This window comes from Thomasclavelia sp. (assembly GCF_017889095.1).
Lineage (GTDB): Bacteria > Bacillota_I > Bacilli_A > Erysipelotrichales > Coprobacillaceae > Thomasclavelia.
In genome coordinates this window covers 1-9,348 of the sequence record NZ_JAGHEW010000014.1, presented here as the reverse complement: position 1 = coordinate 9,348, position 9,348 = coordinate 1, and the positions used below count along the sequence as shown (strand labels likewise).

Sequence of the window (9,348 nt, the reverse complement as noted above, 5' to 3'; positions counted from 1 at the left end):
ATATCGTGATCGCCCAAAATCATCCCTCCTTTTTTTAAAAGTAACGGACAATTTCTAATCAAGTACATTATAGCAGTAAACTGTATTTAATAATAGAATTATCCGTTCTATTATATATATACAACCGCACTAAGTGTTTTTTCTTTTAAAAATTTAAATTTTTTTTAATTTTTTAATGTACTCTATTATTTAATGATCAATTAAAACAAAAAGCACCTGACGGTGCTTAAATAAGTATAAAACTTTAATTTAACTATTCAGTTTTCATTTGTGCCATTTCTTTTTCTTTAGCTGCTTTAGCGTATTGAGAAACTTGACGTAATCCAGCATTCAATAAAACTAAAATAGTCACTAAAGCAATAAATGTTAAGATCCATTGAACTAAATAAATGTCCATTCCAAAAGTAATTGGCATATCCCAAATGGCATGAAGGACGATTGCCAGTAACAAAAATTTAATGAAGTCCGCATGTAAAATATGATTACTATTTAATGGTGCTTCTTTTTTAGCGACAATCAAACCAACTCCGGCAATAGCGGTCCAAGTAATATGACAGCCGAATGATAAAATCGAACGTAACCATAAAACATCTAATAAAACATCAATTTGACCTGTTGCTGCAAAAGCATTAAAAGCATAACCAGCTGTTTCAAATACTGCAAATCCAGCTCCAACACAAGCCCCAATCAACATACCGTTTAAAATATATTTAGTATTTTTACGGCTAACATAATAAGCTACAACAGCTATTTTACCTACTTCTTCAATAATTCCGACCAAGATAGCACCAATATAATCAAGCTGTTCAACACTAATAATTTCATATAAGATCAATGTGCAAACTAACGATAGTGCCCCACCGACAAAAAACATAAAGATCACATCGAAAATACTGATATTACGTGGTACATTAACTTCCCAGAAGAAAATTAAAGCTGAAAATGGTACCATTAATGCGCCAATAAAAATAGCTCCTGGTATCGCATTAGCGTTATAAAAATTATTCACCATTACAAATAAAGCTGCAAATACGATCAAAAACATTAAAAATACTCGTGAATATAGCCATGGCTTAGGCCAGCTAGAAACCATGTTGGATTCTTTTGGCGTAGTATATTTAGTTCCAGTAATAAACATTTCTTCTCGTTCTTCAATAGTATGCTTTTTAAAGACCTCAGAAAATAATTCTTTTAATTTAATTTCTACTTTTCCTTCTTCACCAGTCATACTATTAATAGTTGAAGTAAAATTATCTAACCCCTTTTTAAAGATATTTTCACCATTTCCATTAACACTGTTGGCATAATTTGAATTAGCTAACTGATACCCGCAACTTGAACAAAAAGCAATATTACCCGTATATGGTTTACCACATCTTGGACAAAATTTTTGCTTATTTTCAACTGGTACATTTTCATGGCCACAATATTTGCAAAACTTTGCATTAACATCAATTGGTTGACCACAATTTTGACATCTTTTTTCCATATATAACCCTCTTTTTCAATTTATTACAAATATTATATACTATTAATTTAAACAAAACCATCTTTTTTATAATTCTAATTTAAAACTAGCATCGCCCAAAATCTTTGAACTATCATATTTTTCAAAACCAAATTTTTTAAGCAGGTTAATTGATTTATGATTATCATTATAAACATGCGCTAAAACTAGTTTAAAATGATACTGCTCTTTTAAGACTTGTAATAATTCTGTTAGTGACTCCGTTGCATAACCTTGATGCCAATAAACACTATCAAAAGTATAACCAATTGTAATACTGCCTGGCTGATTTACCTCTAAATAATAATCCCCAATCATTTCATTATTCTCTTTTAAAATTACCGCCAATTGATAAGTTCCCGCTCTACCGTTAAACGGATGTTTTAAACAATACTCGACTCTGCGAATTGCTTTTTTATATGGATAATGCCACCATGACTGATAAAACGCAACTTCCCGTTTACTTCGATATTCACTCATTCTTTTGGCATCATCCAGTTCCAGCTCTCGAATCAATAAGCGCTTTGTTTCTATCTTTTCCATCAAGTCACCCCAATCTTTTTTTATCATACACCTACACAATAGTTAATACAAACGATTTTTATTTATACTGATTATATTTTTTAAATCAGTTATTAACTTAAAATATTTCTATGTTAAAATAGAAATATATAAATATTTTTACAACTACAAAACATTATCTGGAGGTGAAAAATATCGTTTTGTAGATGTATATAAAAAGCAATTTAAAAATAGGCAAGAAAGTTTGAGGGGAAAGATATGAAAAAAATATTAATTTTTTTACTAGCAATTTTTTTAGTTGGATGTTCTTCATCTAGTGATAAGAAGAAAAAAGTAGATTCTAAAACAAGCAATGACGGTTTATATTTACCGATCATTAATACTAAAGATAATAAACTAGGCTATATCAATGCAAAAGATGGTAAAATTGTCATTGAACCACAATTTACTACTGGCGAAAATACAATCAGTTTTGATGCTTATAATAATCAATACGCTCTCATTATTGAAGATTCAAACTGGAAGATCATCGATACTAATGGAAAAATTTCTTTTGATTCATCAAAACAAGATAAAAATTATACTTTAGTTTCCAATTTCATTGATAATAAAGGTAATATCTATGCTATTAGTGAAAATAACGAATATGTTAAAATCAACGGTGATGGCACGGTTAAATCTACTGAATATTATCCATATACTAGTCATTATACCAACAGCATTCAAAATCCAGATTTGATTTGTTATTGCAAAGAAAACGATAACTATTATTACGCACTTGATGATAAACAAAATGTTATTTTTAAAAGCGAGCATCCATTTATTTTTAGAGCTAATGAAGATATTTATGATGAAAATATTGGTATTTGTTATATTGATACTGGTAATGACGGACCGATATTTGATAAATATGATTTCTATTTCATTGATAACAATGGGAATAAATTATTTGACGGGAAAGTTTTTAATAGCGTAGAGCCATTTAATAAAAAAGGTTATACTGTTGTCTCTAATAGTGCTAATGCAAATGACGTAAATAACCAATATTATCTTATTGATAAAGACGGTAAAGAAATATATCAATTACAAGATAATGAATTTGCATATTTTACTGATAATGAATATTATATTGTCTATTATGAAGGTGATAACTGTGGCATGAAAGATAGTCAGAATAATATTGTTATCGAAGCCAAATATAACGATATTTTATTATATGGTGATTGTTTAGTATGTTACCAATATGAAAACAACAGTTTTGATCTATATAATATTGATAAAACATTAATCAAGCATTTTGAAGCTGTTGAAGATTTACAAGTTGTAAATAAGTTCATCATTGTTGATAATCAGTATATCTATGATTTAAACGGTCAAGAAATAGTTAATCTTAAAGATTTAGATAGCAATTTAAAAATATGTGAAAATAATAAGCATTATTTGAAGCTTAATTAATAATTTCTAGATTTTATCATATTCGACTATGATTATTATTGTAAAAATTACATAAACTGATAATTTATTGATTGAAAAAGCTGAACAAAATCAACTTCAATACGATTTTGTTACAGCTTTTGTTTTATTTTATCTTTAATTGTATCAATCATATGTTTAATTGCAATGATTGGATGCTTGTAAATCATTCTAGGTCCTGAATAACGCATGACCTCTTTAATTAACTGTCGATATTTGGGAGCATAGCAATGAATTGGGCAAGTAGAACAAAAGGTTTTTTCTTCTTTGCGGGGACAATAATCAATTCGTTTAAAGGCGTATTCTTTTAACGCACTTAAATCTTCTTTCTTCCCTTTTTCATACATTTCAATCATTAAACTAAGCATCTTTTTTTCTTGTTCGCTTGTCATTTTAGCTTTGCTTTCCTCTTACAATTTTAATAATTCGATTACATATTTTTAGAGATGTTGGTCGATGACTAACAATGACAATCGTTTTTCCCTGCCTATTTTCACTTAAACTTTTTAATACTAAAGCTTCGTTTAAACTGTCAAGATTACTAGTTGGTTCATCTAGTAAAATTAGTGGCGTGTTGTGTAAAAAAGCCCTAGCTAAAGCCAATCTTTGTAACTGCCCCCCTGATAACTGTTGATAAAGACTACCAATCATCGTATCATAACCTTGAGGCAATGATTTAATAAAATCATCTAAATTAGCTTTCTTACATGCTTCTATTACTTCTTCATCACTTGCAACCAATCCTAATTTAATATTATTTTTTACACTATCATTAAAAATATAAGTATCTTGAGTTACATAACTTACTAATCTAATTAACGAACTGCTTTTCCATGTTTTAATATCATGACCATTAATTAAGATTTGACCGCTACTTGGATCATAAAAACGCATCAACAGTTTCAATAAAGTTGTTTTACCACTACCGCTTTTACCGGCAATCCCAATAATTTCACCAGGCTTGATCGTTAAATTAATATCTTTTAAAATCATTTCATCTTCATATTGAAAAGATAAATCTTTGATTTCAATTTCACCCATTTTGCCATCGTAACCATCGAGATTTTCTTTAACCTGCGGTGTTTCTTCCAATAAATCTAAAACACGATTACCACTGGCAAAAGTAATAACTAGATTATGAGCTAATGAAGATAAGGCTAATACTGGTCCAAATGAAGACATTAACGCAATTGTACTTAATATAACCCCGGTAAACTCTATTGCTTTTTGACTGTATAAATAATATCCAAGCAATAACATTATCAATGAAAACAAGCTAACTGCAATATCACTGATCATTCTAAAACGTCCTTCTATTTTTTTCAAATCTTCGTTTTGATAATTAAGCATTTCACTTTTATAACGTATTTTCTCTAAACGATTATTGCCACGGGCAAACTGATCAACAATTCTAAGTCCATGAACCGCTTCTAAAACATAACTTGTGTATTTACCATAATCATTACGATACTCTAATCCTTTATCACCAGAAACCCGATCGATCACAATAGGGATAACGATCCCAATAACTCCATAAGCAATTAAACCTAATAGTGCCAGTGCAAAATGAATATTAGCTAAATAAATGATCATTATCAATGAAACAATTAAAGCAATCATTACTGGTGAAATAGTATGGGCATAAAATACTTCCAATAATTCAACATCACTAGTAATCATAGCAACTAAATTACCATGATCTTTACCATCAAGTTTAGCTGGTGCTAATTGGCGTAATTTGCCAAAAACGATATCACGAATCATCGCTAAAATCTTAAAGGCAATAAAATGATTACACCATTGTTCACCATAACGTAAAATTCCTCGTAAAACACCACAGGCAATCAATAAGTAGAATAATGACGTAAATGATTGATGATCAATGATCTTAATTATAATTTCACCAGCAAAAACTGTTAAAAAGATTGCCGCTAAATATCCCGCTACTCCTAACAATATTGCTAGTAGCATGATCAAGATCATTGATTTTACTAAGGCAATTAAGCTAATAACTACTTTTAAATTACTACGTTTATTCACTTGTCTTACCTCCATAATTTTCAATTTCTGCTTGTCTCATTACTAAATGATAATATTCCTGATTTTCTTTCATTAATTGTTCATGACTACCAGAGCCTGTTAATTTACCACTTGCAAAAACATAATTACATGCACAATTTATTACATTAGCTAATCGATGACTAATTAAAATGACGATTTTAGCTTTAGCTAATGTATCAATTACTTGCATAATAATTTCTTCACTTTCAATATCAATGTTTGATGTTGCTTCATCAAAGATATAAATACTGCTATCATGTAATAATGCTCTAGCAATATTTAGACGCTGTTTTTGACCACCTGATAAATTATTTCCTCTTTCTTCAATTACTGTATCTAAACCATCAAGCAAACTAAAATACTGCCAAAGATTAACCTGTTTTAAAACATTGATTAATTTTTGATCATCAGCTAATTTATTACCATCTAATAAATTAGAACGTACTGTTCCGGCAAAAATATAGCCATTATGTTCAACTAACGTAATTTCTTTCATTAAACTTTCATGAACAATATCTTTGATTTCTAAATCATTATAGGTTAAATTTCCTTGATAATTATCAAAATACCCCATTAATAACTTAGAAAGCGTACTTTTACCACTACCAGAACTTCCCACGATTCCATATAGACCTGGTTTAGTAATCTTCATATTAATATTTTCTAAAACTAAATCTTTCTGGTAAGCAAATGATAGATTTTTAATCTCAATTGCCTGGATTTCATCTATTGTTGATGATTTATCTTGATTATACGGGGCATCAAGTAATTTAAAGATTTTTTCACTAGCTGCATTACCATTCATAGCAATATGGAAAAATGATCCTAGTAATCTAAGCGGAATAAAAAATTCAGCTGAAAGCATGATCATTATAAAAGCCTGTTTTAAATCAATTTGATGTTTAGAATAACTTATTAAAGTAAAAATAATTCCTAGTCCAGCCCCACCATAAGCAACCAAATCCATGATACTGATTGAATTTAACTGCATCACTAAAACTTTCATCGTAATCTTACGAAACCGACTAGCTTCTTCATTCATTTCAATGTGTTTACTTTGATCACCACGATAACCTTTTAATGTTGTTAACCCACTAACGTTATCCAAAAAACGTTCTGCTAAATTACCATATAAGCCCCAATATTTACTTAACAATCTTTTGGCAAACTTTTGAACCATTACTATTGATACTGGAATCAACGGTACACAAATAAATAAAACTAAAGCTGCTTTAAATTCAACCTGAGCCAAAACAATAAATAAAGTTACCGGTGCTAATAAGCTATAAAAAAACTGCGGTAAATATTTACCAAAATATATTTCTAACTGTTCAACCCCTTCACTCATCAATTGTGTTAATGAAGCAGTTGAAATGACTTCATTATAATGATTATTTAAAGCTAATATTTTTTTATAAATATCACTGCGTAATTTACCCTTAATATTTTTAGATGCTTTAAAAGACAATACTGTTGCCCGCTTTCCTAAAATACCTTTAATTATAATTAATAAAACAATTAAAATTACTTTTAACCATAAATTACTAACAGTATGCTTTAAATACATTTGATTCAATAAATCACCCATAATTACAATAATTCCAATTTGCATGATTAACCCAAACCATTGCATTAATACTTGTAAATAGACATACTGACGATCTTCTTTTAAATAACTTACTAATCTTTTATTAATCATTTTTTACTTCTTTGATTGTTTTAATTCTAAAAGCAAAATAATAATATTTAAATACCACTAATAAAACAATCGTTATCCTTCCATAAATATTATTCATCATTAAAAAAGCAATCATTAACATCGTACTAGCAAAACTAAGTAACATCACTTTTGTTTTTAATGTCATCGCTCTTCTTTTAACAAAATCATCCAAATGATTCTGGTATAATTTCGTTTCCTCAAACCAAATCTTAGCCCTAGACGAACTTTTAGTAAAAAAGAACATCGCTACCAATAAAAATGGTGTTGTCGGTAAAACCGGTAAAGCTACTCCAATCATTCCTAACACCATAAAAAGCACACCTAAACCAAAATAAATATATTTCATAGTTTTCTCCTTTGTTATAATAAACTAACTTTGTTATGGTAGCCTAACTTTACCATTTAATCATTTTTTTTGCAACTAAAATTATAATTCTTGCTACAATAAAATAATCATATAATTTTAATGTCTCATCTATTGAGACATTAAACGAGACAAGCAGTAACTCATTAAATAAAAGAGATTCTAATATTTACCGCATTATAAAAGCTTATCCTGGATTAAGATTCCCTCAATTATATGAATATATTAAAGCTACTGATCCTACTATCTCAAGAGCAACTTTTATGAGAAGAATAGCACATATGTCAGATTTAATCGAATTTAGAGGTTCAAAGAGAAATGACGGTTATTTTATTAAAAAATAAATTAAAATGGAGTGAAAGATAATCACTCCATTTTATGTGTTTTAAATACAAATATTAAGCAAAAATTGAAAATATATACACTATAACTTAATAACATTATCAGCCACATCTTTGAATACTGGATCATGACTAACTACGATTATTGTCCTTTCTTCTTTTTGCATCTTCTTTAATAGCTCAATAACTAACTTACGATTATCCTCATCTAGAGATCCGGTCGGTTCGTCTGCTAAAATCAACTCACACGGCTTTAATAGTAATCTAGCGATTGCTATTCTCTGTTGTTGACCACCTGAACATTGATATATTTTTTTCTTTTCGTAACCTTCTAAACCAACACTCGTTAATGCTGATTTGATTAATTCGTTTTTATTTCCTTTAGTGTATTCTAAAGCTAATTTAAGATTATATTCCACACTTTCATTTTCTACTAAAGCAAAATTTTGGAACAAATAACCAATGTGATTGCGCAACAGTTTTTCAGCACCGATAGAAAAAGGTTTAGGTGCTATTTTATCAAACAGCAATACTTCTCCCTGATTAGCACGATCTAGTAAGCCAATTATATTTAAAATAGTTGATTTGCCAGAACCAGAAGGTCCCATAATAACATTAAAAGTCCCTTTTTCAATAATTAAATTTAAATCATCTAAAACCACTTTATTCCCATAACTTTTATATACATGTCTTAATTCTACTAAAGCCATCTTATCTTTCCCCTTTCAATAACGGTACTAGTTTTTGTTTTTCTAAATAACGGCTATAACTAAAACTAATTAATATATCACCTAACAATAGCAACCCTAAAAATATCATCAAATAATCACTTTTAACCTTCAATATATATCCGGCTATAAATATACCAGCATAACTCATCCAATCAACAATCAGCAAGTCTAAATATCTTCTAAACATACTGCGACCCAAACTATATGATATTCCAATCAGTTTACCATGTTCATTGAAATAAACCAAAACCGCCTGAATAATCAATATCACTAACATAATTACATAAACTAATATTAATAACCCTAATTCAATAACTTCCTGATATAGATTACTATTAAAATAATCATAGCGATACTGACTACTAATTAGTTTCATATTCCCTTTATTACCATAAATACTCAATTCATCTTGCAACTCTTTAATATCATCCGTCTTAAAAAAATAACTTTGTATTTTTGTTTCAATAAAACTGTATTCTCTTTCTAAGTAAATAATTGGATCGGTTAAAACAAATGGTTCTTCTAGTTTGTAATTATAATATTTACCTGTATTCTTTATATATACTATATCTTCATTACTAATTAAATACATTGATAAATCACCATCTTTAAAATCTTCAGGAACCATT

The 9,348-nt window shown here is 28.8% G+C and carries 9 protein-coding genes; 1 reads left to right on the top strand and 8 read right to left on the bottom strand.

What is annotated here, in order from left to right:
- Positions 1–253 precede the first annotated feature (253 nt).
- The gene (locus J7M77_RS00490; RefSeq protein WP_296874942.1) at positions 254–1,489 is read right to left on the bottom strand and encodes a PrsW family glutamic-type intramembrane protease; all 1,236 of its coding nucleotides are present in this window, start codon (positions 1,487–1,489) and stop codon (positions 254–256) included.
- A 66-nt stretch (positions 1,490–1,555) separates the two neighbouring features.
- On the bottom strand, positions 1,556–2,050 hold the full coding sequence (locus J7M77_RS00485) for a GNAT family N-acetyltransferase (protein WP_296874940.1): 495 nt from the start codon (positions 2,048–2,050) through the stop codon (positions 1,556–1,558).
- Positions 2,051–2,287: 237 nt separating this feature from the next.
- On the opposite strand from J7M77_RS00485, the gene J7M77_RS00480 reads away from it, so the two are divergent.
- Positions 2,288–3,484 (top strand): hypothetical protein, encoded by a 1,197-nt coding sequence (locus J7M77_RS00480; protein ID WP_296874938.1) that lies wholly within the window; start codon positions 2,288–2,290, stop codon positions 3,482–3,484.
- A gap of 110 nt (positions 3,485–3,594) precedes the next feature.
- On the opposite strand, the gene J7M77_RS00475 is transcribed toward J7M77_RS00480, so the two are convergent.
- The 6 genes from J7M77_RS00475 to J7M77_RS00450 all read right to left on the bottom strand — a co-directional run.
- Positions 3,595–3,894, bottom strand: coding sequence for a nitrous oxide-stimulated promoter family protein (locus J7M77_RS00475; protein WP_296874936.1), 300 nt, complete (start codon positions 3,892–3,894; stop codon positions 3,595–3,597).
- 1 nt (position 3,895) lies between these two features.
- Positions 3,896–5,542 carry an ABC transporter ATP-binding protein gene (locus J7M77_RS00470; RefSeq protein WP_296874934.1) on the bottom strand — a complete coding sequence of 549 codons (1,647 nt, stop codon included), beginning with the start codon at positions 5,540–5,542 and terminating at the stop codon, positions 3,896–3,898.
- On the bottom strand, positions 5,535–7,262 hold the full coding sequence (locus J7M77_RS00465) for an ABC transporter ATP-binding protein/permease (protein ID WP_296874932.1): 1,728 nt from the start codon (positions 7,260–7,262) through the stop codon (positions 5,535–5,537). The genes J7M77_RS00470 and J7M77_RS00465 overlap by 8 nt, the downstream gene beginning before the upstream one ends.
- On the bottom strand, positions 7,255–7,629 hold the full coding sequence (locus J7M77_RS00460; protein WP_296874930.1) for a YbaN family protein: 375 nt from the start codon (positions 7,627–7,629) through the stop codon (positions 7,255–7,257). Before J7M77_RS00460 ends, J7M77_RS00465 begins: the two co-directional genes overlap by 8 nt.
- A 442-nt stretch (positions 7,630–8,071) precedes the next feature.
- On the bottom strand, positions 8,072–8,698 hold the full coding sequence (locus J7M77_RS00455; RefSeq protein WP_296874928.1) for a putative bacteriocin export ABC transporter: 627 nt from the start codon (positions 8,696–8,698) through the stop codon (positions 8,072–8,074).
- Between the two features lies 1 nt (position 8,699).
- Positions 8,700–9,348 (bottom strand): DUF1430 domain-containing protein (locus J7M77_RS00450; RefSeq protein WP_296874927.1); only part of this gene is annotated, 649 nt, incomplete at its 5' end.

Bases quoted from the DNA above. Each gene is read 5' to 3' on its own strand.
- J7M77_RS00490 (WP_296874942.1), bottom strand. From the start codon at position 1,489: ATGGAAAAAAGATGTCAAAATTGTGGTCAACCAATTGATGTTAATGCA.
- J7M77_RS00465 (WP_296874932.1), bottom strand. From the start codon at position 7,262: ATGATTAATAAAAGATTAGTAAGTTATTTAAAAGAAGATCGTCAGTAT.
- J7M77_RS00485 (WP_296874940.1), bottom strand. From the start codon at position 2,050: ATGGAAAAGATAGAAACAAAGCGCTTATTGATTCGAGAGCTGGAACTG.
- J7M77_RS00455 (WP_296874928.1), bottom strand. From the start codon at position 8,698: ATGGCTTTAGTAGAATTAAGACATGTATATAAAAGTTATGGGAATAAA.
- J7M77_RS00475 (WP_296874936.1), bottom strand. From the start codon at position 3,894: ATGACAAGCGAACAAGAAAAAAAGATGCTTAGTTTAATGATTGAAATG.
- J7M77_RS00480 (WP_296874938.1), top strand. From the start codon at position 2,288: ATGAAAAAAATATTAATTTTTTTACTAGCAATTTTTTTAGTTGGATGT.
- J7M77_RS00460 (WP_296874930.1), bottom strand. From the start codon at position 7,629: ATGAAATATATTTATTTTGGTTTAGGTGTGCTTTTTATGGTGTTAGGA.